Here is a 26,382-nt window from a genome sequence, read left to right on the forward strand (position 1 = left end):
GAGACAACATGGGAAAACGTGAGGATATTAAAAAAATACTAGTGATTGGTTCAGGACCTATTGTGATTGGCCAGGCGGCTGAATTTGATTATGCTGGCACGCAGGCATGCCAGGCATTGAAAGAAGAAGGGTATGAAGTCATTTTAATCAACTCCAATCCAGCCACAATAATGACTGACTCCAACATGGCAGATAAGGTATACATTGAACCTATTACCTTTGAATTTGTGAGTCGTATTATTCGTCAGGAGCGACCGGACGGACTGCTGCCTACATTAGGGGGGCAGACTGGACTGAATATGGCGATGGAATTATATGATAATGGCATCCTCGAAGAATACAATGTGACCCTTCTGGGAACCGAGCTTGAGTCCATTCGACGAGCCGAAGACAGAGATGCTTTCCGTTCTTTAATGAATGAACTTAATGAACCGGTGCCTGAAAGCGAAATTGTCCACACGCTTGAAGAAGCGTATCAATTTGTTGAAAAAATAGGATACCCCATCATAGTACGTCCAGCCTATACTCTGGGAGGGACAGGCGGCGGACTTGTCTATAATGAAGACGATTTGAAAGAAATTGTGGCCTCTGGATTAAAGTACAGCCCGGTAACCCAATGTCTCCTTGAGAAAAGCATAGCAGGCTATAAAGAAATTGAGTATGAAGTAATGAGAGACAGCAATGATCAAGCTATCGTAGTGTGTAATATGGAAAACATTGATCCTGTAGGAATTCATACGGGAGACTCTATTGTAGTGGCACCGAGTCAGACGCTGGCTGACAGAGAATATCATATGCTGAGAAATTCTTCCTTAAAAATTATTAGAGCACTGGAAATTGAGGGGGGCTGTAACGTTCAGATTGCCCTTGATCCATACAGCTATGATTACTATATTATCGAAGTAAACCGCGGGTGAGCCGTTCGTCGGCACTTGCTTCCAAAGCTACTGGATATCCTATCGCGAAAATCGCAGCGAAAATAGCTGTCGGCTATACATTGGATGAAATTATTAACCCTATTACCCAGACAACTTATGCAAGCTTTGAACCAGCTCTTGATTATGTAGTCACAAAGATTCCACGCTGGCCTTTTGATAAGTTTGATTCAGCAAAACGGACACTTGGCACCCAGATGAAGGCGACAGGTGAAATCATGGCTATTGGAAGAAACTTTGAAGAATCCCTTCTCAAAGGAATTCGTTCTCTGGAGACAAACGTTTACCATCTGAAGCTGGAAAAAACAAAAGATGTGTCCAATGACGAATTAACGAAAAAGCTTGCAAAAGCAGATGACGAAAGACTGTTTTACATTGGGGAAGCATTTCGCAGAGGATGGACGAGAGATCAGATTCATGATATTACAGCTATTGATCTATTCTTCCTGTATAAAATGGAAGGATTAGTATCCTATGAAGAAAAATTGAAAGCACATCCTTTTGACAAAGAGCTTTTGCAGGAAGTAAAAGAATACGGCTTTGCTGATGTAATGATTTCAGAATTATGGAATTGCACAGAGAAAGAAATTAGTGATTTCCGCAAAAAGCATGGAATCATCCCCGTCTATAAAATGGTCGATACATGTGCAGCTGAATTCGCTTCGGCTACCCCATACTATTACGGCACGTATGAAGAGGAAAATGAAGCAGAGAACACTGACAAGCCATCTATTCTTGTGCTGGGATCCGGGCCGATTAGAATAGGGCAGGGAATTGAATTTGATTATGCGACTGTTCACACGGTATGGGCAATCAAAGAAGCGGGCTATGAAGCTATCATTATTAACAACAATCCTGAAACAGTTTCCACAGACTTTAGCACATCCGACAAACTCTACTTTGAACCATTAACTGTAGAAGATGTCATGCATGTCATTGACCAAGAGAAGCCGGAAGGTGTAGTTGTACAATTTGGGGGCCAGACTGCAATTAATCTGGCGGAAGACCTGGCTGCTCATGGAGTAAACATTCTTGGCACCAGCCTTGAAGATATGGATCGTGCGGAAAACCGTGACAAATTTGAACAAACGTTAAACCAGTTAAATATTCCTCAGCCTCTAGGGAAAACGGCTACTTCTGTAGACGAGGCTGTAAAGATTGCCACTTCTATCGGGTATCCTGTGCTTGTGCGTCCTTCATACGTACTAGGCGGACGTGCGATGGAAATCGTAGATAATGAGACCGAACTTCTCCGGTACATGGAACAAGCAGCGAAAGTAAATCCAAAGCACCCTGTATTGGTGGATCGGTACTTGATCGGAAAAGAGATTGAAGTCGACGCGATTTCAGATGGAAACACGGTATTTGTTCCCGGGATTATGGAACACATTGAACGGGCAGGAGTGCATTCAGGAGACTCTATCGCAGTGTATCCTCCGCAGACGCTGTCTGACGAAGTAAAACAAAAAGTAATAGATAGGACTATTGCCCTTGGAAGAGGACTAAACATTGTCGGCCTTCTTAACATTCAGTTTGTCCTTCATGACAATGAGGTTTATGTCCTTGAAGTGAATCCAAGATCAAGCCGTACGGTTCCATTTCTAAGCAAAATCACTGGTGTGCCGATGCTAAGCTTGCCACCCGCGCCATCCTTGGAGAGTCACTCGCTGACCTTGGCTACAAAACGGGCTATCATCCTGAAAAAGATGAAGTCTCTGTGAAGGTTCCTGTGTTTTCCTTTGCAAAGCTCCGCCGGGTCGATATTACACTTGGGCCTGAAATGAAATCAACCGGAGAAGTAATGGGAAGAGACTATACGTTGGAAAAAGCACTCTATAAAGGCTAATTGCTTCTGGAATGAAAATTCCTCAGCATGGCTCAGTGCTGTTTACGATTGCTGACAAAAACAAAGAAGAAGCCATGGCTCTTGTCCGTCGCTTTCACCGGATTGGCTATAATATTATGGCAACGGAGGGCACGGCTAAGCTGATTCGGGATGAACAAATACCTGTCACAGTAGTTAATAAAATTGGTGATGCAAAACCGAATCTTTTAGATGTGATTCGGGAAGGAGAAGCTCAATTTGTCATCAATACATTAACCAAAGGAAAGCAGCCAGTAAGAGACGGGTTCCGTATTCGCAGGGAGTCCGTGGAAAACGGTGTCGTTTGCTTAACTTCCATGGATACTGCAGGCGCCCTGCTTGGAGTACTTGAGATGATCACGTTTGCTTCTGAACCGATGCCTGCCATGGCTGAAGAGAAGACTGCTGTAAAAGAAGAGGTGCAAATATGAAAAAAGAATGGTTGACGGTGATAGATTGCACGCCTCTTGCCAAAGGAATTTATAAAATGGTTCTTCAAGGCACGATGACAGAGGATATGGAAAGCCCGGGTCAGTTTGTTCACATAAAGACCAGCGCAGGGACTGACCCCCTGCTTCGCCGTCCGATCAGCATTTGTGATATTGACCATACAAACAATTGCTTTACCATTCTTTTTAGAGCAGAAGGGAAAGGGACAACAGAGCTTGCAGCCAAGAAGAAAGGGGAACAAGTTGATGTACTTGGTCCCCTTGGCAACGGCTTTCCTATTGAGGAAGCAGAAGCTGGAGAGTCTGTTGTTCTGGTAGGAGGCGGAATAGGTGTCCCTCCACTTTACTACCTGGGAAAAAAGTTAAAAGAAAAAGGGCTTCATATCACGTCGGTTCTTGGGTTTCAAGACAAGGAGACTGTTTTTTATGAAGAGGAATTCAAGGAAATTGGAGACGTAGTAGTTGCTACGGCTGATGGCAGTTATGGAATTTCAGGTTTTGTGACTGATGCCATTCAAGAAAAGGGCCTTTCCTTTGACTGGATGTACAGCTGTGGACCTACCCCTATGCTTAAAGCGTTAGAAGCTTCTTATCCAGAAGCCAGGGGATATGTATCACTTGAAGAAAGAATGGGCTGCGGAATTGGCGCATGCTTTGCCTGTGTCTGTCATTTACAGGACGATCCTGAAGGGACTTCTTACAAGAAAATTTGCAGCGATGGACCAGTATTTCCGCTAAGAAAGGTGGTACTTTCATGAACTTATCCGTAAACCTTCCGGGGCTGCCTATGAAAAACCCTGTCATGCCGGCTTCTGGCTGTTTTGGGTTTGGAAAAGAATTTGCTAAATTTTATGATTTAAGTCAATTAGGAGCCGTAGCCATTAAAGCAACGACCGTAGAAGCAAGATTCGGGAATCCAACCCCTCGTGTTGCTGAAACCACAGCTGGCATGCTAAATGCGATCGGACTGCAGAATCCAGGACTGGATAAGGTAAAGGAAGAAGAGCTTCCATGGCTTGAGCAATTTGATGTCCCTATTTTGGCAAATGTAGCTGGATCCACAATGGAAGATTATGAAACGGCAGCCAAAGAGCTTTCGGCTTCCCCGAATGTTGGTGCGTTGGAGCTGAATGTTTCCTGCCCAAATGTAAAAGTAGGGGGAATTGCTTTTGGCACGGATCCGGAGCTTGCAGCAGAGTTAACTGCACGTGTGAAAAAAGCAGCGACAGTACCCGTTTATGTAAAGCTTTCTCCAAACGTTGCTGATATTACAGCAATCGCTAAAGCTGTAGAAAAAGCAGGGGCCGACGGCTTAACAATGATTAACACCCTTTTGGGAATGAGAATTGACCTGAAAACCAAAAAGCCGATACTTGCTAATACAATGGGTGGATTGTCAGGGCCTGCAGTAAAGCCTGTAGCAATCCGAATGGTGTATCAAGTCCGGCAGGTGACGGATCTTCCTATTATTGGTATGGGCGGCATTCAATCTGCAGAAGACGTGATTGAATTTCTTATCGCAGGAGCGGATGCAGTAGCTGTCGGCACGGCTAACTTTACCGATCCATTTGTATGCCCGTCCATTATCGAAGAACTGCCTCAAAAGCTTGAAGAGCATGGGATACATTCGTTAGCTGAACTGCAAAGAAGGGCGGTGGCCCGGTAATGGAGCACCCCTTGATTATTGCACTGGACTTTCCGGAAAAAGAAAAAGCATTGGATTTTTTATCTCTCTTTAGCAAGGAATCCTTGTATGTAAAGGTTGGGATGGAGCTTTTCTACAGTGAAGGGCCCCGTTTTGTGGAAGAAATAAAAAGCAGGGGCCACGGAGTATTTCTTGATTTAAAACTCCATGATATCCCGAATACTGTGAAATCAGCCATGGAGAGGCTTGCCCGATTAAATGTTGACATAGTCAATGTCCATGCGGCCGGTGGAAAACAGATGATGGAAGCAGCAATAGAGGGGCTTGATAAGGGTACGATTTCAGGGAATAAGCGTCCCGCATGCATCGCAGTGACTCAGCTGACAAGCACCACTGAAAAGATGCTCACAGATGACCTCTTAATCAGTGAACACATGGAAGCTGTAGTTTCTCATTATGCGAGAAATACTAAGGCTTCAGGGTTGGATGGTGTGGTATGCTCTGCCTTAGAAGTTCCGGTGATTTCTAGAGAATGCGGCGGGGATTTTTTGAAAGTCACGCCAGGTATTCGGATGGCTTCAGAGGATAAAGGAGATCAGCACCGTGTCGCCACTCCTGAAAGAGCACGAGAGCTTGGAAGCACAGCAATCGTGGTAGGGCGAAGCATCACACAAGCACAAGATCCGTTGGCAGCATACTACGATATGAACAAATTATGGAGGGGTCAAATATGAAAAGAGAGATAGCTCAGTCTTTATTATCTATCGATGCGGTCAGTCTGCAGCCCAATGAACCATTTACATGGTCTTCAGGAATAAAGTCACCGATTTATTGTGACAACCGCCTTACCCTTTCGTTTCCGGAAGTCCGAAAACAGGTGGCTGATGGGTTGACCCAGCTTGTAAAAGACCATTACCCGGAAGCAGAAGTGATTGCTGGCACAGCTACTGCCGGGATTCCCCATGCCGCTCTGGTCGCTGAAAGAATGGGTCTTCCAATGATATATGTGAGAGGGAAATCAAAATCACACGGAAAAGGAAATCAAATTGAAGGTGTGGTAAAAAAAGGCCAGAAAGCAGTTATTATTGAGGATCTTATTTCTACCGGCGGCAGCATGATCCAGGTTGCAGAAGCACTCCGGGAAGACGGGGTGGAAGTAACAGGGGCAGCGGCCATATTTACATATGAGCTTGAAAAGGGCTTCAGGCAGCTGGAAGAAGCTGACCTGCCTTTTGTCACGCTCACTGATTATGATACGTTAATTGAAATAGCCGCTGAACAAGAGTTAATTAAGCCGGAAGATAGAAGTAAGCTTCGTATTTGGAAAAAAGATCCTGCTGATACTTCCTGGATGCACTCCTGAAAAGAAGAAGGAGTCCGCACATGCCATTCTACAATACAACCTATCAAGGGCGGCCAATGAGCCGTCCTTTTTTTAAGCTCTATGAAGTAAGGGTATTTAGAACATGATCTGCCAGTAGCTTTGCTTTGTGAGCAGGACAGTTTGGCAGCAGTGTACGTACGAGGAAAAAAGCCAACAGCGAAGGCGCAGTAATTAGCTTTTTGACCAGGGCAATGAATAAAAAATATCAACTTTATCCTGGGTTATGGATATGCTATACTCAAAACAAAAAAATGGGAGATGACTAGGGTTGCGTAAAATGACCGGCGAGGAGTTTAATGAACGAGTTACTTTTTTTGATCACATGGCACAGACTGAATGGCTTGGTTCCATCCATCAGCAGCTAAAAGATATAGCAGGGTCATGGCAAGGTAAACATATTTTGGATGTAGGATGCGGTACAGGCCGTTTATTGCTAAAGGGAAAAAATGAAGCAAATAAATTATCAGGCATTGATCTTTCAGTAGGCATGATTAAATTTGCTCGTTCGTTGTTTGAAACTTCTACCGGGAAAGCTGATTCTCAATTTCTAGTAGGGGACGCATACCATTTGCCCTTCCCGGAACGTTCGTTTGATTACAGCTTTGCGACATTAGTTATCTTTTTACTGCCGGAACCAGAAACAGCGTTAAAGGAATTAAAAAGAGTAACCTTACCTGAAGGAGCCACTGTTATGTTAAACCCAGGCCCGGATATGAATGAGGAAAGGGCACGTGCCTACGCTGAAAAACATGGGATGGAAGGTTTTGAAAAAGAATCCTTGTTAACTTGGGCTAACGTGAGTACAAGGCGCCATCGTTGGCAAGAAGAAGATTTTTCTGAGATTCTTTCTTCATTAGGTGCGCGTCATACACAGCATACTCCTGTGTTAGATGGGCTGGGCTTGATCACTAGAGTGGAATGGAAAGCATAACGGTTTATAGACACAGGGGACTTCTTATAAGACCCTGAGGCTGAAAGAAAAAAGAGCCAGGAATAGGATGTCCTGGCTCTTTTTCATGCGAAGTTTCTGCCTGACCCAGGCCTTTAGCATTTGCCATATGAAATGCTAAAGGCTCATAAGGGTGAAGGCGAGGACGACTATGTCGCAACCCTGTCAAGGCTTCTCTAGGTCGGAGGTTAATCTGATTCGTATTTTACAAAAAATAAACCTCGATACCCTTGAAGGTCTCGAGCTCTGAACATTTGCCCACAAGAAGTTGTCTTTATTAACCACACAAGGTCTTGCCTTTTATTTTTGTTGAAGAGAGTGAATTAAATCTTCATCCGGCGTGACAAAAATGGTTGTCTGCTCATCATAGATAACGTACCCAGCTTTGCACCATTTGGCTTTTTTACATGCTTAATCAAGGTATAGTCTACCGGAACAGAGCTTGAATCCTTTGCTTTTGAAAAGTAAGCGGCGATGTTTGCTGCTTCTTTTAATGTTTCCTCACCAAAGTCTGTACTTCGAATCACTACATGTGACCCGGGGATATCCTTAGTGTGGAGCCATGTTTCTCGCTGTTGCGCCAGTTTATTAGTAAGGTACTCATTTTGCTTATTATTTTTTCCTACAAGAATAGGGATGCCTTCACTTGAACGAAAAGAGGCCAATTCAGGCTTTTGATTTTTCTTTTTTTTATTTTTTCTTCGATTTTTTTCTTTTTACATAGCCTTCCTCTTCTAACTCTTCTCTTATTTCTTCTACATCTTTTGGCGCAGCAGACTGGAGCTGCTGAATCAGCTGCTCGAGGTAGTCCATTTCTTCCGTTGCTTTTGTAATTTGTTCTTTGACAATTTCGACTGAATTTTTGGCTTTATTGTATTTTCGGAAATAAATTTGTGCATTTTCCGATGGTGACTTCTCAGGCTGAAGGGGAATCGTAATGGTTCCTCCATTTTCGTCATAGTAATCAAGAACTTCTATTTCTTTTTCTCCGCCTTTTAGCAGATGGAGGTTTGCTGTAAGCAGTTCCCCGAACTTTTGAAAACGTTGTGCTTTTTCTGCATCTGTCAGTGTTTTTTCCAGCTTTTTGATTTTTTTCTTGTTTTTTTGCCATTCGTTGCGGAGAAAACGGTCCAGGTCATGAGCCTGTTGTTTTACTCTGTCTCTTTCAGCTTTGCCAAAATAAAATCTATCCAGCATTTCACTGACATTGGTGAAGGTTATCTTTTTTCCTTTTACTCCGGTCAGTTCAATAACAGAAAAATATTCCTTTTTATCTGTAAACGTAATTTCGGGTGTATAAAGATGGTTTTTTACCTCGGTCATTAGATCGGTAAAAACCTCAGCAATCTTTCTGTAATTTCCTATTCCCGCCCGGTAGGTTATTTCTTTTGAGACCTGAGGAGAAAGGCCGCTGAACTGCTGTACGAGTTGCTGGTCAATTTTTCCCTGGTTAAAGTCTAATTTCGTGAGAACTTCCTCTTCATTTACCGAAAGAGGGGATATTTTATCCTGTGCCGGGGGTTCTATATATTCTCTACCAGGCAAAATTGTACGGTAGCTGTTTACGGATGGAGGGAGGTGTTTCATGCTGTCGAGAATCATATTTGTTTTTTCGTCTGTAAGCATGACATTACTATGTCTTCCCATTATTTCAATAACGAGCTTTTTGATCGAAGTATCGCCAAGCTCATCCTTGCTTTCTATTGTAATGATGACGACCCGTTCCATTCCTTTTTGCTCAATTGCCTGGATAAAGCCGCCTTCTATATGCTTGCGAAGAAGCATACAAAACATCGGCGGCTCAGTAGGATTTTCATATTTTTCTTTTGTTATATGCATTCTTGCAAAACTGGGGTTTGCAGAGAGTAATAACTGGTGATTCTTCCGGTTTGCTCTGACTGTTATGAGAAGATCTGTTTGATAAGGCTGGTGAACCTTTGCAATTCTGCCTGTCACCAGCTCTTTTGCTAGTTCATTTGTTATTGCTCGTGTCATAAGGCCATCGAACGACATTACATATCACCCTTTCATTTCACAAACAGTATAGCATGTTTTGCGGCTTGTCTGAATAAGATGTGACGATAAGTCTAGTGGGGTAAGGGGTGGAAAAATGAAATGGTATAAACTTAGTCCTTCAGAAGTGGAAAAAGGATTGTCCACCTCTATACATGGGGGACTTGGGGACAAGGAAGTAAAGAAGAGACTTGAAAAAGTCGGATATAACAAGCTTTCAGATAAGAAAAAGCGGCCTTGGTGGATTTTATTTATTCAGCAGTTCAAGGATTTTATGGTTCTCGTATTGTTAGCTGCTACCATTATTTCCGGGCTCCTTGGTGAGTTTGTTGACGCTATTACGATCATGATCATAGTCATGATTAATGGAGTCCTGGGCTTTATTCAAGAAATAAAAGCAGAGAAGTCATTGGATGCTTTAAAAGATCTGGCCGCCCCGCAAATGACAGTAAAAAGGAATGGTGAGTGGAAATCAATTCCTTCGGTACAAGCTGTCCCCGGTGATATTGTTAAAATCCAAAGCGGGGACCGGATCAGTGCAGATATCAGATTAATTGAAGCAAATGGACTTTATATTGAAGAGTCAGCCTTAACAGGGGAATCAGTTCCTTCTGAAAAACAAGCCGATATGTTAAAAGGGGAAGACATAGAGCTTGCCGATCAATCCAACATGGCTTTCACTGGAACAATGGTCACTCGTGGAAGCGGCATAGGAGTCATTATCTCCACCGGCATGAAAACCGAAATGGGGAAAATCGCACATTTGCTCCAGGAAACGATCACTCTTGCTACCCCTCTTCAAAGGAAACTAGAGCAATTAGGAAAAGTATTAATTGCTGCGGCTCTTTTGCTTACAGCTCTTGTAGTGATTCTAGGTGTGATGCAGGGACAGCCTCCTTATATTATGTTTTTGTCTGGTGTCTCACTTGCTGTAGCTGCGATACCAGAAGGGCTGCCAGCAATTGTGACAGTCGTTCTTGCTCTTGGTGTTCAAAGAATGATCAAGCGAAAGGCGATCGTAAGAAAGCTCCCGGCGGTAGAGACTCTAGGCTGTGCTTCTGTCATTTGTTCAGATAAGACAGGTACATTGACACAAAATCAGATGACAGTTACTGCGTTATGGAGCTGGGGAAATCACTGGAGTGTCCAGGAAAACGGGATTTATAAACAGAACCAAAAGGTAAAGGTCTCACAGTCTATTCCTCTTACAAAGCTATTAAGTTACGGAGTGCTTTGTAACCATGCGGAAATCGAAATAAAAGGAGGACGACAAGGGAACAAGCAGAAAGTAACCGGAGATCCTACGGAAGCTGCCATGGTAAAGGCTGCCATACAAGGGGATATCCATCCGGGAAATGTCCGGGAACATTTTAAAATCTTAAAAGAGTTTCCTTTTGATTCAGAGAGAAAGAGAATGTCAGTCATTGTGGAAAGCAAGGAAGGAAGAAAGCTTCTAGTAACAAAAGGAGCACCGGATGTGCTTTTAGATAGAGCAAACAGCTGCGAATATAACGGGAAAGTAGAGGCGCTCACTTCCTTTAGGAAGCAGGAGATTGAAAAAGCACTGGGAGCTATGGCAAATTCAGCGCTCAGGACTATAGCCATAGGATATAAAGAACTAAAAGGGCCAATCCTTCCTCATGAGGCCGAGGAGGCTGAAAAGAATTTAGTTCTGGTAGGCATTCAAGGAATGATTGATCCTCCCCGCCCCGAAGCAAAGAAAGCTATAGAAGAATGCCGGGAGGCAGGCATTAAAACTATTATGATTACTGGAGATCATGCCGCAACAGCAACAGCTATCGCAAAAGACCTCCGCCTGCTGCCAAGCCACGGAAAAGTAATGGAAGGAAAAACACTCTCAAAAATGGATGACGGACAGCTTGAAAAAGAAGTAAACCGGGTGTATGTATACGCCCGGGTAACCCCTGAGCATAAGCTGAGAATTGTTAAGGCTTTGCAAAATCAAGGGCATATCGTGGCAATGACAGGTGACGGGGTAAATGATGCTCCTGCTTTGAAGGCATCTGATATAGGTGTGGCTATGGGAAAGACAGGCACTGATGTAGCGAAAGAAGCCTCTTCCCTGATATTAGCTGATGATAACTTTGCTACCATTAAAGCAGCGATAAAAGAAGGGCGAAACATCTACGATAACATCAGAAAGTTTATCCGTTACATGCTTGCCTCTAACGTAGGGGAAATCTTAGTTATGCTTTTTGCGATGATGCTTGGCCTTCCTCTTCCTCTTGTAGCCATCCAGATTCTCTGGATAAATCTGGTCACAGATGGGCTTCCTGCCATGGCTCTTGGCCTTGATAAAGCAGAAGGTGATGTGATGAAGCGCAGCCCAAGGCATCCTGGAGAAGGTATATTTGCCAGAGGACTGGGGTGGAAGATTGTCAGCAGAGGAATATTGATTGGGCTTGTGACGCTGGCCGCTTTTATGACAAGCCTGCATTTCGCTCCCGATGACCTGACAAAAGCGCAGACTATCGCATTTGCCACGTTAGTGATGGCCCAGCTGATCCATGTGTTTGACTGTCGGAGCGAACATTCTGTGTTTCATCGCAATCCTTTTGAAAATGTGTACCTTGTTTTCGCGGTTCTTTCATCTATCATTCTTATGGCTGTTGTCATTTACGCCCCTGTTCTTCAGCCGGTCTTCCATACAACGGACCTGAACGTTAGAGAGTGGGCATTGGTGTTAGGGCTTGCTGCTATTCCAACTGTGGCTTTAGCGGGAAACCACGTCTTCCAGAGAAGTCACGCAAGAAGAAGTAAACGGAAAAAATAACGAGTAACCTGTCAGTTTCTTAACTGATGGGTTACTTTATTCAATTTTTCACCTCTTTATAGCCGTTCTTTCTTTTCTTCTCCTCCCATGTAATGTTAGAATTAATTAGAAAAGTAGAGCGGGTGTGATGACATTGGTATTGAGTATGACTGGTTTTGGTCGCTTTGCTGTAAACGTGGACAGCGGGAAAGTTCAAGTAGAAATGAAGTCTGTTAACCATAGGTATAATGAAGTCAGTGTACGTCTTCCAAAGAATTTCTCGTATATGGAAGAGCGCATTCATAAAATTGTCAAACGCTTTGTTCAGCGCGGGAAAGTTGATGTGTTTGTATCAGTTGATGGGCAAGGTGCATTGGGACGCCATGTAAAGGTAGACTGGGAACTGCTGCAGGGATTTATGAAAAGTGCCGAAGATATGAAAAAACAAACATGGTTTAAGGATACTTCTTTGTCCCTTGAGTCCTTTCTTCTGCATCCGGATATTACGACTGTGGAGGAAGAAGGAGACATCCCAGAGGAATGGGAGGGGGCACTTGTACAATGTGTCGAGGAAAGTGCAGCTATGTTATATAGAATGAGACAAACTGAAGGCGCGGCCCTTGAAAAGGATATAAATAAAAGAATTGATTCCATTTCAAGAATGACGGATATCATTCACGCAAGAACAGGCCAGGTGGTTGAAAATTACCGGGAAAAGCTGATAAAGCGAATGAAGGACTTCCTCGGGGGAGACTATCAGCTTGAAGAAGGCAGGATTTTGACTGAAGTTGCTCTGTTTGCAGATAAAGCCAATATAGATGAAGAAATTACCCGTTTGACCTCCCACGTTAAACAGTTTCTTAGCATTATAGAGGAAAAAGGTTCCATAGGCAGAAAACTTGATTTTCTTGTCCAGGAAATGAACCGGGAAATCAATACGATAGGGTCAAAAGGAAATGACATCGAAATCAGCCGCCAGGTCGTCAATTTGAAAAGTGAGCTGGAGAAGGTAAAAGAGCAAGTGCAGAATATTGAGTAGCCAGCGAACGAATTTTCGTATATATTAGTACATAAGCGGTAAAAATAGAGAGTATTCGAGACTCTCAGCACAAAAAGCGGGGATAATGATGAATATCAAACTAATAAATATCGGCTTTGGAAATATTGTTTCCGCAAACAGGATTATATCTATTGTAAGTCCGGAGTCTGCGCCGATCAAGCGTATTATCCAGGAAGCAAGAGACCGCAATATGTTAATAGATGCTACATACGGGCGGAGAACTCGTGCTGTTATTATTGCGGACAGCGATCACGTCATTTTGTCTGCTGTACAGCCAGAAACAGTCGCTCAACGGTTAAATACGAAAGACGACATAGATGAATAAGTGAAATTTCTTTGAAAGGCGTTGTATGTTTTATGAAAAAAGAGAAAGGCTTATTGATTGTTCTTTCCGGCCCGGCTGGTGTAGGGAAAGGAACAGTTTGCGGAGCTCTTCGAACAAAGGATACAGACATCTCTTACTCTGTTTCAGCCACCACCCGCGCACCGCGGACAGGAGAAGTGGATGGGGTGAATTACTTCTTTAAGAAAAAAGAAGAGTTTGAGGAAATGATCGAAAAAGACGAGTTCCTGGAATGGGCAAAATATGTGGATAATTATTATGGCACACCACTGGAAAATGTTAAGAAAACACTGAATGAGGGCCAGGACATCATCCTTGAAATCGAGGTTCAAGGAGCCAGAAAAGTGAAGGAACGCTACCCTGAAGGGGTTTTTATTTTCCTTATGCCTCCAAGCCTTGCTGAATTAAGAAAACGCATTGAAGGACGGGGAACAGAGAACGCAGAGCTCATTAACAAAAGAATGACTGTTGCAAGAGAAGAATTGGATATGATGAAAAATTATGACTATGTTGTGGAAAATGATGAAGTCGAAAAAGCAGTTGAACGTATCCAGGCTATTGTGACAGCAGAGCATTGTAAACAAGAACGTTTGATTGAAAAATATAAACAACTTGTGGAGGTTGAATAGCTTTATGTTGTATCCTTCGATAGATTCCTTGTTAAAGCAGATTGATTCTAAGTATACGCTTGTAACATTATCAGCCAGAAGGGCAAGAGATTTGCTTGAAATGGACGAAATGACCCCGTTAGTAGAAGATTATGAATCTTCAAAATACGTGGGTATTGCTTTGGAAGAAATTAAGCATGGAGAACTTGGCTTAAAAAAAGAATGATTAAAACTTAGACTAATAACAACCTATCCACTCATAGGTTGTTATTTTTTCAGCCAGGAAGTATACGAGAAAAGAGGAGGAGACCATGATCAAAGGAAAGAATATAGTTTTGGCTGTGACAGGGGGAATCGCAGCTTTTAAAGCGGCAGCGCTTGCCAGCAAGCTGTCTCAGGCTGGTGCAGACGTACGAGTAATGATGACAGAAGGGGCAAAGGAATTTATTAAGCCTCTTACATTTCAAGCCTTAACTCGTCATAGAGTCTATGATGATACCTTTGCGGAGGAAGAACCGGAAAAAGTAGCCCATATAGATATAGCAGACTGGGCGGATATTTTTCTGATTGCTCCGGCGACTGCTAATGTCATCGGCAAAATTGCAAATGGCATTGCCGATGACATGGTTACCACCTCAGCGCTTGCGACGAAAGCGAAAGTATTTATTGCTCCGGCAATGAACGTTAATATGTACGAGCATCCTGCTGTCCAGCGAAACATGGAAAGGCTGCACAATGATGGATGTACTTTTATCGAGCCGGGAGAAGGCTATTTGGCGTGCGGCTGGATAGGCAAAGGAAGAATGGCAGAGCCGGAGGGGATCGTCTCTTTCCTGGAAGAGGCTGGTTCTCAAAAGGGGAACAAAAAAATCCTTCAGGGAAAACATGTGTTAATTACAGCGGGGCCAACCCATGAATCCATTGACCCTGTCAGAGTGTTTACAAACCACTCCACTGGAAAAATGGGGTATGCCTCGCAGAGGAAGCAGTGGAAATGGGGGGTGAAGTTACACTTATTTCCGGTCCGGTTCAGTTGAAAACTCCCCGGGGAGCGGCACGAATTGATGTCACTACCGCTGAAGAGATGTATGATGCAGTGATGGAACACTTTGATAAGGCTGATGTAGTTGTGAAAACTGCAGCCGTGGCTGACTACACCCCGGTAGAAACGTCAGACCAAAAGGTTAAAAAGCAGCCAGGTAATTTAATAATTGAAATGAAAAGAACCAAGGATATATTGGCGGAGCTTGGAAAACAAAAGACAGATCAGTTCTTAGTAGGTTTTGCAGCGGAATCAGAGCATGTCGAGGATTATGGAAGAATGAAGCTGGAAAATAAAAACCTTGATATGGTGGTCGCTAATAATATTACCTCAGACAATGCCGGCTTTGGACATGATACAAATATCGTTTCTCTTATCAGTAAGCATGAGGACCAAATAAAAAGACTGCCTCTTCTTTCAAAACGAGAAGTAGCCTCGGAAATCCTTAAGACAGCTGTGCGGTGCATGGGAGGGGAAAGGCAGTGATGTTTGCTCAAATTGTGGTTGATGTACCAGCCGGCCAAACAGACAGGCTGTTTGACTACAAAGTGCCTGAGAGTCTCCAAGGTGCTGTGTCCCCGGGTATGAGAGTTGTGGTGCCTTTTGGTCCACGAAAACTTCAAGGTTTATTATTCGATTAACAGAGAACACAACTGTCAAGAAAGTAAGGAACATTGATGAACTGCTTGATGTCACTCCTGTTTTGACTCCTGAATTACTGGACCTTGGATCATGGCTTTCGGAGGAGACGATCTGCTACCAGATCACAGCCTATCAGTCGATGATTCCGGCAGCAATGAGGGCAAAAGCGAAAAAAGTCCTGTATCTTCAAGAAGATATTGTTCACTTCCCTGTCTTCATTCAAACTCTTTTTGGCAAACGAAGTTCAATTGAATGGAACAAAGTTCCTATGGATAAAGACCTTCTTTCCCTAATTAGAAAGGAAGTCCGGGATGGGAGAATACTTCTTGAATATGAAGTGAAAGATCAAGCAAGGAAGCAGTCTTATAAAACGATTCAAGTAACTCCCGAAAAAAGCCGTGAAGAGGTTGAGGATATGGCGGGGAATCGTGCTAAAAAACAACTGGAAGCCCTCCGCTGGCTTTTAGAACATTATCCTGAAACCCCTGTCCCTCTCAAACAAGTGGAAACTGAAGGAGGATTTACACGTGCTGTCCTGCAAGCTCTTGTTGAAAAGGGGTGTGTTGTGGAAAAAACGATTGAACAATACAGAGACCCTTTCAAAGATAAAGAGTTTCAAAAAACCGTTCCTTTATCATTAACGAATGACCAGGCTGAGGTTTTGCATCCTGTCAGAGAGGCAGTGGGGACGCAAACGCATGAAACATTTCTTCTTCGCGGGGTGACAGGCAGCGGAAAAACAGAAGTGTACCTCCAGGCAATTCAAAAAGTTATCGAAGAGGGGAAAGAAGCGATTGTCCTTGTGCCCGAAATTTCTCTTACCCCCCAAATGGTTAATCGCTTTAAAAGTCGATTTGGCAGCCAGGTAGCCGTCCTTCATAGCGCGTTATCCATCGGGGAAAAATATGATGAGTGGAGAAAAATTCAACGCAAGGAAGTAAAAGTGGCAGTAGGAGCACGTTCAGCTGTATTTGCCCCTTTTGAGAAACTTGGGTTAATCATAATAGATGAAGAGCATGAAGGAAGCTATAAGCAGGAAGATCATCCCCGCTATCATGCAAAAGATGTGGCGATTTGGAGAGGGAGATACCACAAATGCCCCGTTTTGCTGGGAAGTGCTACGCCCTCGTTAGAATCTTTTGCCAGGGCTCAAAAAGGGTCTACCGTCTTCTTGAGTTAAATAATAGAGTAAATAACTTTCCAATGCCTGAAGTAGAATTGGTCGATATGCGGGAAGAACTAAAGAACGGAAACCGCTCTGTCTTTTCTAACATTCTGCTGGAAAAGTTAGAGGATCGTTTGCAAAAAGGAGAACAAGTCGTCCTTTTTTTAAACCGAAGAGGGTATTCGACCTTTGTGATGTGCAGAAGCTGCGGATTTGTTACAGAATGTCCTCACTGTGAAATATCCCTTACGTACCATCATGTAAATAAGCAGCTGAAATGTCATTACTGCGGTCATGAAGAGTCTATGGTTAATAAGTGTCCTTCCTGTGACAGCGAGCATATACGCTTTTTTGGAACAGGCACGCAAAAGGTAGAGGAAGAATTAACCCGCTTGCTGCCAACCGCCAGAGTGATCCGCATGGACGTGGATACAACCTCGAGAAAAGGCGCCCATGAAAGCTGCTCACCAAGTTTGGCAGCGGGCAGGCAGATATTCTTCTTGGCACGCAAATGATCGCAAAAGGACTGGACTTCCCTAATATCACTCTCGCAGGTGTACTGGCAGCTGATACACTCCTAAACCTGCCTGATTTCCGTGCGCCAGAACGGACGTTTCAGCTTTTAACACAAGTAAGCGGTAGAGCAGGCAGAGATAAATTAAAGGGTGAAGTGGTCATCCAGACATATAATCCCGAACATTACAGCATTGTTCATGCCAAGGAACATGATTTCCTTTCTTTCAGCCGGCAGGAAATGACGCAGAGGAAAGTAGGGGGATACCCTCCGTATTTCTTTTTAGCTCTTATAACGGTTTCTCACGAAGATTTATCCCAGGTCATCACCACTTCAGAAAAAATTGCCTCCCATTTAAGGAACGGTTGTCGATCCAGACAAAAGTACTCGGCCCGACTGTCTCACCCATTGCACGCCTGAAAGATAGATATCGTTACCAATGCATGATAAAATATAGAAATGAGCCAGAACTAACCAAAACATTAAGAGAAATAGCTGATCATTTTCAAAGTGAAATGGCCAAGGATAAGCTGTTTATCTCAATAGATATGAACCCGCATATGTTTATGTAGCCAGGGTAAAGGGATAACCCTTCGCCAGCGCCTACACCTTTGAAGAAGCAGCAAGGTCATGGGGAAATCCCAGTTTCGTCAAACCATCAATCGCCTGCAGAGACTTGGCTTTTAGCCAAGTTTTCTCATGTAATTACACGACTAGTTTCAGGAGGAAAGACAAACAATGAAAATTTTGTTCATGGGCACACCGGACTTCTCCGTTCCTGTTCTGCAGAGAATTTTGGAGGAGGGGCACGAAGTTGTCGGTGTAGTGACTCAGCCAGACAGACCGAAGGGGAGAAAAAAAACGCTTACACCTCCCCCTGTAAAAGTAGAAGCAGAAAAACACGATCTCCCTGTTTTTCAACCAGAGAAAATAAGGGAAAAAGACCAGCTTTCGCCGATCCTGGAAACAAACCCAGAGATCGTGGTAACTGCTGCCTACGGACAGCTCCTTCCTAATGAGCTTCTGGATGCTCCTTCGTATGGATGCATTAATGTACATGCTTCACTATTGCCAAAATACCGGGGGGGAGCCCCGATTCATCAAGCCATTATAGATGGGGAAAAAGAATCAGGCATTTCCATTATGTATATGGTTGAAAAGCTTGACGCCGGAGACGTCCTTTCTCAGGTACGGGTGCCCATAGACGAGAAAGATACGGTAGGCACTCTCCATGATAAGCTTAGTGAAGCTGGAGCTGACCTGTTGTCTGATACGTTAATAAAAATTAAAGAGGGCACAATACAGGCTGAACCTCAAAATGAAAATAAAGTGACCTTTGCTTCGAATATACAGCGGGGCCAGGAACTCCTGGATTGGAACAAAACGGGAGAGGAGCTTTACAATCAAATTAGAGGGATGAACCCTTGGCCGGTTGCTTATACGGTTTATAATGAGAAACCAGTTAAAATATGGTGGGCTGAAAAGACAGCTTCTCCAAAAAAGGGAAAACCTGGAGAAGTATTATCAATAGAAGAGAATGGAATCATAGTAGGTACAGGGGATGACACAGCGATAAAGATTAAAGAGCTGCAGCCATCCGGTAAAAAAAGGTTAAAGGCTTCCGATTATTTGCGTGGAGCCGGTACCGCTTTAAAAGAAGGAGATCGATTCGGAGATGACCAAGGCTGACAAAAACGTAAGAGAGGTAGCTCTTGATCTGCTGATGCGTATTGAAAAAGAAGGGGCGTATAGTAATCTTGCCTTAAACCAAGCATTAAAAGAGAAAAGTGTTCCGGGAAAAGACACTGCTTTGTTAACTGAATTAGTATATGGAACGTTAAAACGCAGAGCAACTCTTGATTTTTATTTATCTCCTTTCATAAAAAAAGGAACCAATTCACTTGATCCATGGGTGCTGAGTCTTTTAAGGCTGTCTCTATACCAAATGGTTTATTTAGAAAGAATCCCCGAGAGAGCTATTATTCATGAAGCAGTTAATATAGCAAAAAAAAGAGGCACAGGGGAATTGCCGGAATGGTAAACGGCGTGCTTCGCAGCATTCAGCGAAAAGGACTGCCAGACCCTTCCTCTATCGGTAATCCAAGGGAAAGAATAAGTATAGAAACAAGTCATCCTGAATGGCTGTTATCCTTGTGGGAGAAGGCATATGGCAGAGAAGAAGCTGAGGCCATGGCAAGAAAGAATCTTGAGCCTGCCCCAGTGACTGTCAGGGTAAATGTGCTTAAAACGAACAAAATGGAGCTCATGGAGAGGCTTGAAGAAGAAGGGTGTCAGGTCCAAGAGGGAAAATTATCGGAAGATGCGGTAGAAATTATTTCGGGAAAGGTAATGATGACAGAGGCTTTTCAGGAGGGCTGGTGCACAATACAGGATGAAAGCTCCATGCTGGTAGCTAGAGCACTAGCTCCTGAAAAAGGAATGAAAGTGCTGGATGCATGTGCCGCTCCCGGAGGAAAGACAACTCATGCAGCAGAAAGAATGGGGGACAGCGGCAGTATTACGGCTCTGGACCTTCATGAGAAAAAAATAAATTTAATCAATCAGCAGGTCCAAAGACTTGGAATTACTTCTGTACAAAGTGAAGCGCTGGATGCCAGAAAGTTAACTGAAAAGTTCCTGAAGAAAGTTTTGACAGAGTTCTTGTTGATGCTCCTTGCAGCGGACTGGGAGTGATTCGAAGAAAGCCTGAGCTAAAATGGGAGAAATCACCGGAAGATATTCAGCGTCTCCCGGAGATTCAAAAAGCGATTCTTCAAGAGGCTGGGAAAGTACTCAAGCCGGGAGGACGTCTGGTATACAGCACCTGTACCGTAGAAGCAAATGAAAACGAACAGGTGATAAAAGAGTTTTTGGAAGCCAATCCGGCTTTTAAGTTTGACGAAACGCTAATGGAGCGCCTCCCGGAACGTATGAAAAACAACACGGCAGCAACTGGAGGCAGATTACTATTCTGCCTCACCACTACGAGACCGATGGGTTTTATATATGCAGTCTTACGAAAAAAAAATGAAGAAGGAAGTGAAAGAGTGGAACAATTAAAGAAAGAGGTCGGAGTAGAGACAAAAGCGAAACCTTCGATCTTCTCTATGGAGTTTCATCAATTGCAGTCATGGCTGAAGGAAGAGGGGGAGCCTGCTTTCCGGGCAACGCAGATCTTTGAATGGCTGTATCAAAAAAGGGTTACCTCTTTTTCAGAAATGACAAACCTCTCCAAAGGAATACGAGAAAAGCTGGAAGGCGCTTTTTCCTTAACAACGCTTAAAGAAATTATGAAACAGGAATCTTCTGACGGAACGGTTAAGCTTCTCTTTGAGCTTCATGACGGTTATTCTATCGAAACAGTGGTCATGAGACATGATTATGGAAACAGTGTCTGTGTGACGACACAGGTCGGCTGCCGGTTAGGGTGTACCTTCTGTGCCTCCACCCTTGGAGGGCTTAAGCGCAACCTGGAAGCTGGAGAGATTGTTGCTCAAGTTCTTGATGCTCAAAGAGCAATGGATGAAAAAGGGGAGAGAGTAAGTTCAGTTGTTGTAATGGGAATTGGTGAACCATTTGATAACTACAAAGAACTAATCTCTTTCTTGAAGACAATTAACCATGATAAAGGACTGAATATCGGGGCTCGCCATATTACCGTTTCTACAAGCGGAATGGTACCTCGAATCTATGATTTTGCAGACGAGCAAATGCAAATTAATTTTGCTATTTCTCTTCATGCTCCAAACACTGAAATCAGAAGCCGTTTAATGCCGGTAAACCGGGCTTGGCCTTTAGAAAAGCTGATGGAATCCATTCAATATTACATTAAAAAGACAAACCGCCGCGTTACATTCGAATATGGGTTGTTTGGCGGCGTAAACGATCAGGTGGAACATGCGGAAGAGTTAGCGGAGTTAATAAAAGATGTAAAGTGCCATGTTAATTTAATTCCGGTCAATTACGTTCCTGAGAGGGACTATGTAAGAACCAGCCGGGAGGACATCTTTGCTTTTGAGAAAACCCTCAAAGAAAGAGGAGTAAACGTTACAATAAGAAGAGAGCAAGGGCATGATATTGATGCAGCTTGCGGTCAGCTTCGAGCAAAGGAGCGGGAGAAAGAAACGAGGTGAGGAGAAATGGACTGGTTGTTTAAAACTGACGTAGGACGAGTCCGCGACCATAATGAAGACAACGGGGGAGTATATGTAAACAGTCATTCTGATTCTGTTCTGGGAGTGGTTGCAGATGGAATGGGCGGCCATAAGTCAGGTGATGTGGCAAGTGCCATTGCTTGTAAGGTGCTCGAAGACGAGTGGCTTGCAGCCTCTTCTTCCTTTACAGAAAGGGAGGCTGTTACATGGCTGAGCAGTACCATTACTCGAGTAAATGAAGAAATATTTAAGAAATCAAAAGAGGATATGAGCTGTTACGGCATGGGCACTACTGTGGTGGCGGCTATATGTACAGAGGAATATGTCGCTGTAGGCCATGTGGGAGACAGCCGTGCCTATTTAATAACGGATGACTCCATCCATTTGAAGACAGATGATCACTCTCTTGTTAACGAGTTGGTAAAAAACGGCCAGATTAGTGAAGAAGAGGCAGAGAATCACCCGAGAAAAAATGTATTGCTCCGCGCTTTAGGTACAGAAGCAGGGATTACCGTGGAGGTCTCTTCTTTTTCATGGAGACAGGGAGAATTGGTCTTCCTGTGCTCTGACGGCTTAAGTAACAAAGTGTCTGACGCCGATTTGCTGCGCATGATGACCAAAGAAGGGTCTCTTTCTGATAAAGGAGAGAGACTTGTACATATGGCAAATGAGCGCGGCGGAGAGGACAATATTACGATTGCAGCCATTACTCATCCTTCCTCTCCAAGGGGGAGCTGAGCATGGCCGGGTTAATTGGAAAAAGAATAAACGAGCGCTATCAAATACATGCCCTTATTGGCGGCGGCGGCATGGCTCATGTTTACAAAGCAACGGACATGATTCTTGAGCGGGAAGTAGCAGTTAAAGTACTTCAGCCTCAATTTGTAAATGACGAGGAGTTCATCCGGCGCTTTCACCGTGAGGCACAGGCAGCTACGAGTCTTTTTCATCCGAATATTGTAGATATATACGATGTAGGCGAAGAAGAAGACTTATATTATATTGTGATGGAGTATATAGACGGCTCCACACTCAAAGAATATATCCAGCAGCAAGGCCCCCTGCCTGTTAACAAAGTGATCAATATTATGTCGTCTGTGTTATCAGCGATAGTACATGCCCATGCCAATCAGATTATCCACCGTGACATAAAGCCACATAACATACTTATTGATAAGCATGGAGATGCAAAAGTAACTGACTTTGGCATTGCACGGGCTGCTTCGGCAGCAACAATCACACATACAAATTCTGTCTTAGGCTCTGTTCACTATTTGTCTCCTGAACAAGCAAGAGGAGGAACAGTGACAGCCAAGTCTGACATCTATTCACTGGGTATCGTTCTGTTTGAGATGGTTACCGGAGAGGTTCCTTTTAATGGTGAATCAGCTGTTTCCATTGCCATTAAACAGCTGCAGGAGCCGCTGCCATTTGCAAAAGAACTGCGTCCTGATCTGCCCCAGAGTATTGAAAATGTGATCATTCAGGCAACAGCGAAGGATCCCTTTCACCGTTATGGGTCAGTCCAGGACATGAACGAAGATCTTTCAACTGCCCTGTGGCCTGAGCGCCAAAGTGAATCCCGTTATACACCTCCTGCTGACGATGAAGAAGCAACAAAGGCAGTACCGGTGATAAAAGATACAACTGAAAATATGGGAGAAACAAAAGTAGCAGGGACAGAAAAAGGGCCTGCCCCTTCCGCTTCAGCGTCCAGCCCTCCACCTGCACCAGCGAAAGGGAAGAAAAAGAAAAAATGGGTGCTTCCCATTGTTTTATTTTTCGTCATCCTTGCAGGTTCCTTTGCGACTGCGTTCACAGTGATCCCTGGCTGGCTTATGGTCCAGGATGTCGATGTCCCAAACCTTGAGGGGCTTACTCTTGAAGAAGCAGAAGAAGAACTGGAGGAAGCTGGGCTTACCGGAAATGTGGAGAGAGTGTATGATGAAGAGGTGGAAGAAGGCTTTGTCATTAGACAGCGACCCCAGGCAGGATCTACCGTGAAGGTGGAAAGCCAGGTAAATGTTTTTGTCAGTCAAGGAAGAGAAATGATTGAGATGCCTGATGTTACAGGTCTTGCTCGGGAGGAAGCAGAAACTCTTCTCGAAGATTTTGAAAATGTGGAATTTTCTTCTGTGGAAACAACAGATACCCCGCTTAACGTTATTGTAGAGCAGGACCCTGTTGCAGGAGAGGAATTAATAGCCGATGAAACGAATGTTCAACTTACCTACAGTGTGCCGGCAGAAGTCTCCATTCCTAACCTAAGAGGGGAAACAATGGAGACAATCAACAATTATTTAGAGTCAGAAGGACTTGCTGGCCGTTTTGAAGAGGAGCATTCTGACTTATATGACGAGGGCCGTGTGATTGACCACGATCCAGGTCCCTATGAAAGAATACAAGTCGGTGATGAAATCCTTTTTATTATGTCTCTTGGGCCTGAAGAAGAAGAACAAGAAGACGCAATTGATGAAGAGGAACAGGAAGAATTACGCGAAGAAGAGGCAGTGGACGAAGAAGATTCAGAAGATAGTGAGGAAAATGAGGTAACCGAAGAAGTAGAAGCAGTCATCCCTATTGAAATGTCAGAGGAAGAGATGGAAGAAGGGGTGACCTTTGATGTAAGGCTTACGTATGAAGATGCCACCACAAGTGAGCCCGCTGTCTTTGTAGAAGAAACAATTTCAGAAAGCAGAACCTATCAAATACCTTTAATAGTTACACCTGAAGAAGAGGGAAGCTATACGTTATATATAGACGATGAAGAAATTCAATCAAACTCATTTACTTATGGTGATTAATAAAGGAGGAGTTATGGCGGAAGGCAGGATTATAAAAGCACTCAGCGGGTTTTACTATGTGAGCGGCCCGGAAGGTACAGTCCAATGTAAAGGCCGTGGGGTCTTTAGAAATAAAAAAATAAAGCCCCTTGTAGGAGACCAGGTTGTCTACAAAGCTGATAACGACAAAGAGGGCACGGTTACCGAGGTTAAGAAGAGGAAAAATGAATTAATCAGGCCTCCTATAGCAAATGTAGATCAGGCACTTTTGGTTTTTTCAGCGGTGGAGCCTGCTTTTTCCCCTCTGCTGCTCGACAGGTTTTTAGTACATGTGGAAGAAAGTGATATTGATCCTTTAATTGTTGTGACCAAAGAAGATTTGGCCAGTGAGGAAGTGATGAAAGAGGTCGCCCGTTATAAAGCAATTTATCAAAAACTCGGTTATCCCTTTTACGTTGTTTCCAATACGTCAAACAAGGGTCTAGAGGAAGCGGCTTTGCATTTCAAAGATAGAATCACTGTGATAGCAGGCCAATCGGGGGTAGGTAAATCCTCCTTCCTTAATGCATTGGTCCCAGAGCTTAACCTTGAAACAGGAGCCATTTCCACCCATCTTGGAGGGGGAAGCATACAACCCGCCATGTGGAACTGATCTCCCTTTATGAGGGGCTGGTCGCAGATACACCGGCTTTAGCTCCCTCGATTTTCAGGAAATGGATGAAAGCGAGCTGAGCCTTTATTTTCCCGAAATGAGAGAACGCCTTCCAGATTGTAAATTTCGTGGATGTACTCATCGCAAGGAACCTGGCTGTGCTGTAAAAGAAGCATTGGAGCAAGGGGAAATTAGTGAATCAAGATATAACCATTACTTGCAGTTTTATCAAGAATTAAGCGAACAACAACGGAGGTACTAACCAATGACGAAAATTTCTCCATCCATTTTATCAGCAGATTTTGCTTCTTTAAAAGAAGACATTATTGAGGTGGATAAAGGGGGGGCAGACTACATTCATATTGATGTAATGGATGGTCATTTTGTTCCAAACATTACGATAGGTCCAATGATTGTGGAAGCTGTCCGCCCGCACACTGATCTTCCTTTAGACGTCCATCTTATGATTGCCGACCCTGATAAATATGTAGATGACTTTGTAAAAGCAGGAGCAGATATTTTATCTGTCCATGCGGAAGCGTGCACGCACCTTCACAGGACCATTCATGCGATAAAAGAAAAAGGAGTGAAGGCAGGAGTGGTCCTGAACCCTGCCACACCAGTAGAAGCCATTAAACATGTGATTGAGGACGTAGATCTCGTTCTCTTAATGACAGTGAACCCAGGGTTTGGAGGCCAGTCTTTTATTCACAGTGTCCTCCCGAAAATCAGAGAGGTTAGAAAAATGACAGAGCAGGTAGATCATTCTGTTGAGATTGAAGTAGACGGCGGGGTAAATAAAGAGACTGCCAGGCTTTGTCGAGAAGCAGGAGCGAACGTATTAGTAGCCGGTTCTGCGATTTATAAGGAGGAAGATCGTAAGGCTGCCATCGCAGCTATTCGAGGATAGAGACAAAGAAAAGAAGCAGGAAAGTGATGAAAGAGGGTGTATCAAGAGCGAGACTTTTGGTACGCCCTCTTATTATTTGTCTCCTGTAAATCACTCCAATAAAGAGGCTGAGTTCACGGTATTATTTGCAAATCAAAAGCTTTCGCTGCCTGTAAAAGGCTTATCCTTTGCAAGGGAAATAGGGATTAAAAAGTATTGGGGCCAAGGGTTTGAAGAGCTTATGCCTTCTCGTCTGTCGGAAAAAAGATGTACTTTTTCAAGGGGCTGAATATACATATAAAAGAATCTCTCTTGAGGACTTATTCTCATCTTTATGATGACGGCCATTCAGGTTCAGAGGAGGAGTGACTAATAATGAAGTTTTACACAATTAAATTGCCAAAGTTTTTGGGCGGAGTAGTGAAGGCCGTACTCAATTCATTAAAAAAGGGGTAAAGGAGTAAGAGAGAAAAGAAGCATTCACTCTTTTTAATCCATGTAAAAAAGCACCTGCGTAA

The 26,382-nt window shown here is 43.7% G+C and carries 16 protein-coding genes and 6 pseudogenes; 21 read left to right on the forward strand and 1 reads right to left on the reverse strand.

Annotated elements, in window-relative coordinates; all coding sequences use genetic code 11:
• The first annotated feature begins 8 nt into the window (after positions 1–8).
• From carB to JCM19033_RS03435, 6 genes and pseudogenes are all read left to right on the forward strand, one after another.
• Positions 9–3,230, forward strand: a pseudogene (gene carB / locus JCM19033_RS03410) (carbamoyl-phosphate synthase large subunit).
• Positions 3,227–4,006: a dihydroorotate dehydrogenase electron transfer subunit gene (locus tag JCM19033_RS03415; RefSeq protein WP_054635268.1), complete on the forward strand. Its 780-nt coding sequence runs from the start codon at positions 3,227–3,229 to the stop codon at positions 4,004–4,006. The pseudogene carB and the gene JCM19033_RS03415 overlap by 4 nt, the downstream one beginning before the upstream one ends.
• Positions 4,003–4,914 (forward strand): dihydroorotate dehydrogenase, encoded by a 912-nt coding sequence (locus tag JCM19033_RS03420; protein WP_054635269.1) that lies wholly within the window; start codon positions 4,003–4,005, stop codon positions 4,912–4,914. The genes JCM19033_RS03415 and JCM19033_RS03420 overlap by 4 nt, the downstream gene beginning before the upstream one ends.
• Entirely contained in the window at positions 4,914–5,627 is a 714-nt protein-coding gene (pyrF, locus tag JCM19033_RS03425; protein ID WP_054635270.1) for an orotidine-5'-phosphate decarboxylase, read from the forward strand. Before JCM19033_RS03420 ends, pyrF begins: the two co-directional genes overlap by 1 nt.
• Complete coding sequence (pyrE, locus tag JCM19033_RS03430; protein WP_054635271.1) at positions 5,624–6,256, forward strand: orotate phosphoribosyltransferase; 633 nt, start codon at positions 5,624–5,626, stop codon at positions 6,254–6,256. The genes pyrF and pyrE overlap by 4 nt, the downstream gene beginning before the upstream one ends.
• A 298-nt stretch (positions 6,257–6,554) precedes the next feature.
• Complete coding sequence (locus tag JCM19033_RS03435; protein WP_269757963.1) at positions 6,555–7,208, forward strand: class I SAM-dependent methyltransferase; 654 nt, start codon at positions 6,555–6,557, stop codon at positions 7,206–7,208.
• A gap of 318 nt (positions 7,209–7,526) precedes the next feature.
• Here JCM19033_RS03435 and JCM19033_RS03440 read toward each other — a convergent pair.
• Positions 7,527–9,239 (reverse strand): annotated as a pseudogene (locus JCM19033_RS03440) (NFACT family protein).
• Positions 9,240–9,336: 97 nt separating this feature from the next.
• Between JCM19033_RS03440 and JCM19033_RS03445 the strand changes: the two are divergent.
• The 15 genes and pseudogenes from JCM19033_RS03445 to spoVM all read left to right on the forward strand — a co-directional run bounded on the left by JCM19033_RS03445 (position 9,337) and on the right by spoVM (position 26,320).
• Entirely contained in the window at positions 9,337–12,033 is a 2,697-nt protein-coding gene (locus JCM19033_RS03445; RefSeq protein ID WP_054635273.1) for a cation-translocating P-type ATPase, read from the forward strand.
• A 127-nt stretch (positions 12,034–12,160) separates the two neighbouring features.
• The gene (locus JCM19033_RS03450; RefSeq protein ID WP_269757946.1) at positions 12,161–13,051 is read left to right on the forward strand and encodes a YicC/YloC family endoribonuclease; all 891 of its coding nucleotides are present in this window, start codon (positions 12,161–12,163) and stop codon (positions 13,049–13,051) included.
• Positions 13,052–13,139: 88 nt separating this feature from the next.
• Complete coding sequence (gene remA / locus JCM19033_RS03455; protein WP_054635274.1) at positions 13,140–13,397, forward strand: extracellular matrix/biofilm regulator RemA; 258 nt, start codon at positions 13,140–13,142, stop codon at positions 13,395–13,397.
• A 32-nt stretch (positions 13,398–13,429) separates the two neighbouring features.
• On the forward strand, positions 13,430–14,044 hold the full coding sequence (gene gmk / locus JCM19033_RS03460) for a guanylate kinase (RefSeq protein WP_054635275.1): 615 nt from the start codon (positions 13,430–13,432) through the stop codon (positions 14,042–14,044).
• Positions 14,045–14,048: 4 nt separating this feature from the next.
• The gene (gene rpoZ, locus JCM19033_RS03465; RefSeq protein ID WP_054635276.1) at positions 14,049–14,249 is read left to right on the forward strand and encodes a DNA-directed RNA polymerase subunit omega; all 201 of its coding nucleotides are present in this window, start codon (positions 14,049–14,051) and stop codon (positions 14,247–14,249) included.
• 85 nt (positions 14,250–14,334) lie between these two features.
• Positions 14,335–15,551 (forward strand): annotated as a pseudogene (gene coaBC / locus JCM19033_RS03470) (bifunctional phosphopantothenoylcysteine decarboxylase/phosphopantothenate--cysteine ligase CoaBC).
• A pseudogene (gene priA / locus JCM19033_RS03475) lies at positions 15,548–17,958 on the forward strand (primosomal protein N'). The pseudogenes coaBC and priA overlap by 4 nt, the downstream one beginning before the upstream one ends.
• 166 nt (positions 17,959–18,124) lie before the next feature.
• Positions 18,125–19,075 (forward strand): methionyl-tRNA formyltransferase, encoded by a 951-nt coding sequence (gene fmt, locus JCM19033_RS03480; protein ID WP_054635277.1) that lies wholly within the window; start codon positions 18,125–18,127, stop codon positions 19,073–19,075.
• Positions 19,062–20,417: pseudogene (gene rsmB, locus JCM19033_RS03485) on the forward strand (16S rRNA (cytosine(967)-C(5))-methyltransferase RsmB). Before fmt ends, rsmB begins: the two are co-directional and overlap by 14 nt.
• Positions 20,418–20,433: 16 nt before the next feature.
• On the forward strand, positions 20,434–21,519 hold the full coding sequence (rlmN, locus tag JCM19033_RS03490; protein WP_054635416.1) for a 23S rRNA (adenine(2503)-C(2))-methyltransferase RlmN: 1,086 nt from the start codon (positions 20,434–20,436) through the stop codon (positions 21,517–21,519).
• A gap of 6 nt (positions 21,520–21,525) precedes the next feature.
• The gene (locus tag JCM19033_RS03495; protein WP_054635278.1) at positions 21,526–22,278 is read left to right on the forward strand and encodes a Stp1/IreP family PP2C-type Ser/Thr phosphatase; all 753 of its coding nucleotides are present in this window, start codon (positions 21,526–21,528) and stop codon (positions 22,276–22,278) included.
• Between the two features lie 2 nt (positions 22,279–22,280).
• Positions 22,281–24,344: a Stk1 family PASTA domain-containing Ser/Thr kinase gene (gene pknB / locus JCM19033_RS03500; protein WP_054635279.1), complete on the forward strand. Its 2,064-nt coding sequence runs from the start codon at positions 22,281–22,283 to the stop codon at positions 24,342–24,344.
• Positions 24,345–24,357: 13 nt separating this feature from the next.
• Positions 24,358–25,237 (forward strand): annotated as a pseudogene (rsgA, locus tag JCM19033_RS03505) (ribosome small subunit-dependent GTPase A).
• A gap of 3 nt (positions 25,238–25,240) precedes the next feature.
• Entirely contained in the window at positions 25,241–25,885 is a 645-nt protein-coding gene (gene rpe / locus JCM19033_RS03510) for a ribulose-phosphate 3-epimerase (RefSeq protein ID WP_054635280.1), read from the forward strand.
• A gap of 354 nt (positions 25,886–26,239) precedes the next feature.
• A complete protein-coding gene (spoVM, locus tag JCM19033_RS03520) occupies positions 26,240–26,320 on the forward strand; it encodes a stage V sporulation protein SpoVM (protein WP_054635282.1) in 81 nt (26 codons plus the stop codon).
• The last annotated feature ends 62 nt before the right edge of the window (positions 26,321–26,382 follow it).

The organism is Thalassobacillus sp. C254, from assembly GCF_001310615.1.

Excerpts from the sequence above, each read along its gene's own strand:
- JCM19033_RS03445 (WP_054635273.1), top strand. The coding sequence starts at position 9,337 with ATGAAATGGTATAAACTTAGTCCTTCAGAAGTGGAAAAAGGATTGTCC.
- remA (WP_054635274.1), top strand. The coding sequence starts at position 13,140 with ATGAATATCAAACTAATAAATATCGGCTTTGGAAATATTGTTTCCGCA.
- pknB (WP_054635279.1), top strand. The coding sequence starts at position 22,281 with ATGGCCGGGTTAATTGGAAAAAGAATAAACGAGCGCTATCAAATACAT.
- JCM19033_RS03450 (WP_269757946.1), top strand. The coding sequence starts at position 12,161 with ATGACATTGGTATTGAGTATGACTGGTTTTGGTCGCTTTGCTGTAAAC.
- JCM19033_RS03495 (WP_054635278.1), top strand. The coding sequence starts at position 21,526 with ATGGACTGGTTGTTTAAAACTGACGTAGGACGAGTCCGCGACCATAAT.
- pyrE (WP_054635271.1), top strand. The coding sequence starts at position 5,624 with ATGAAAAGAGAGATAGCTCAGTCTTTATTATCTATCGATGCGGTCAGT.
- rpe (WP_054635280.1), top strand. The coding sequence starts at position 25,241 with ATGACGAAAATTTCTCCATCCATTTTATCAGCAGATTTTGCTTCTTTA.
- JCM19033_RS03435 (WP_269757963.1), top strand. The coding sequence starts at position 6,555 with ATGACCGGCGAGGAGTTTAATGAACGAGTTACTTTTTTTGATCACATG.
- JCM19033_RS03415 (WP_054635268.1), top strand. The coding sequence starts at position 3,227 with ATGAAAAAAGAATGGTTGACGGTGATAGATTGCACGCCTCTTGCCAAA.
- gmk (WP_054635275.1), top strand. The coding sequence starts at position 13,430 with ATGAAAAAAGAGAAAGGCTTATTGATTGTTCTTTCCGGCCCGGCTGGT.
- fmt (WP_054635277.1), top strand. The coding sequence starts at position 18,125 with ATGAAAATTTTGTTCATGGGCACACCGGACTTCTCCGTTCCTGTTCTG.
- pyrF (WP_054635270.1), top strand. The coding sequence starts at position 4,914 with ATGGAGCACCCCTTGATTATTGCACTGGACTTTCCGGAAAAAGAAAAA.
- spoVM (WP_054635282.1), top strand. The coding sequence starts at position 26,240 with ATGAAGTTTTACACAATTAAATTGCCAAAGTTTTTGGGCGGAGTAGTG.
- JCM19033_RS03420 (WP_054635269.1), top strand. The coding sequence starts at position 4,003 with ATGAACTTATCCGTAAACCTTCCGGGGCTGCCTATGAAAAACCCTGTC.
- rpoZ (WP_054635276.1), top strand. The coding sequence starts at position 14,049 with ATGTTGTATCCTTCGATAGATTCCTTGTTAAAGCAGATTGATTCTAAG.